The organism is Streptomyces sp. NPDC087844, from assembly GCF_044742785.1.
Lineage (GTDB): Bacteria > Actinomycetota > Actinomycetes > Streptomycetales > Streptomycetaceae > Streptomyces.
Window position 1 is genome coordinate 1 of sequence record NZ_JBIUVD010000065.1, and the last position, 1,668, is coordinate 1,668.

1 protein-coding gene is annotated in these 1,668 nt (G+C 69.1%); it reads right to left on the reverse strand.

Translation table 11 applies throughout. The features are described from left to right. On the reverse strand, positions 1 to 1,650 hold a 1,650-nt coding region (locus tag ACIOKD_RS42005), incomplete at its 3' end, for a condensation domain-containing protein (RefSeq protein WP_402093755.1). Positions 1,651 to 1,668: the final 18 nt, after the last annotated feature.

Genomic DNA, 1,668 nt, shown 5'->3' on the forward strand with positions numbered 1-1,668 from the left:
CACCCCACCCACACCCGGCAGAGCCAACTCCACACCACACCCACCCCGCACCAACCCCTCAACCTCACCCACCGACATGACCGACACATCACCCACCCGCTGTTCCGCGTCGTCGGCGACGGCATCGAGTACGGCGGCCAGGCTCCGGGCCAGTCGCTCCGCCGTCGCGGGGTCGAAGAGTGCGGTGCTGTACTCGATCTCGCCCGAGAGCGCGCCTTCCCCGGCGTCGCCGAGCCTGAGCGTCAGGTCGAACAGGGTGCCCCGCGGTGCCGTGTCCGCGTCCTTGATCCGCACCTCGCCCCTGGAGCGGCCGTCGCCCTGTTCCAGCAGGTTCGTGCTGTCCCGCGGGTCCTCCATGGCGTAGTTGAAGAAGACCTGGAAGAGCGGTGTACGGGAGCGGTCCCGCTCGCTCACCAGCGCGTCCACCAACTGCTCGAAGGGAACGTCCTGGTGGGCATAGGCGTCCAGCGCGGTTCGCCGTACCCGGTCGAGGAGTTCACTGAAGGTCGGGTCGCCGGACAGATCGGTGCGCAGCACCAGGGTGTTGACGAAGAAGCCGATCAGATCCTCTGTCTCGGCCCGGTTCCGGTTCGCCACGGGGGTGCCCACGACGACGTCGTCCGCTCCGCAGTAGCGGCCGAGCACCACGTCGAAGGCGGCGAGCAGCGTCATGAACATCGTGGCGCCACCGGCACGTGACAGCGCCCTCAGCGCGTCCGCGGTCTCCGCCGGCACCGTGAAACGGGTCGCCCCTCCTTCGGAGGAGCGCGTCTGCGGCCGGGGGCGATCGGTCGGCAGCTCAAGCACCGGCAGCGCTTCCAGCTTGTTCTCCCAATAGCGGAGTTGGCTGTCCAGGGCTTCTCCGGCCAGCCACTCGCGCTGCCACACGGCGAAGTCCGCGTACTGCGTGGGCAGCGGCGGCAGCGGATCGGGTCGGCAGGCCTGGAACGCCTCGTACAGAGCGGCCAGTTCGCGTCGAAGGACCCTGCCCGACCACTCGTCGAAGACGACGTGGTGCATGGTCAGGGCCAGAACGTGTTCGTCAGCGGCCAGTCGGACGAGCGCGGCCCGGATGAGGGGCCCGGTCGCCAGGTCGAAGGGCGCTGTGGTGTCCTGTGCGACCAGCCGTTCGGCCGCGCTCAGCGGATCGGGGTCACCGGACACGTCGACCACCGGCATCGGGATTCCCGAGGGCGGATCGATCACCTGGTAAGCCACTCCATCGACGTCGTCGGAGAGTCGGGTGCGCAGCACCTCGTGCCGCACCACCACAGCGTCCAGGGCCGCTCCGAGCGCAGCGACGTCGAGCACCCCGTCCAGCCGGATGGGCAACGGCAGGTTGTACTCGGTCGAGCCGGGCTCCAAATGGTCCAGGAACCAGAGCCGTTGCTGGGCGAACGACAGGGGCAGCACCCGGTCGCGACCGACAGCACGTACAGGCGGTACCACCAGACCCCGCGCGGCGCCCTCCACCATATCGGCCAGTTCCCGCACGGTCGGATGGTCGAACATCGTCGCGACGGGTACGTCGGCTCCGAACACGTCCCGAACGCGGGAGATCACCTGCGTGGCGAGCAGGGAGTGCCCGCCGAGTTCGAAGAAGTTGTCGGTGGCGCCCACCCGCTCCACACCCAGAAGCTGCGCCCACACCCCGGCCAGCAACTCCTC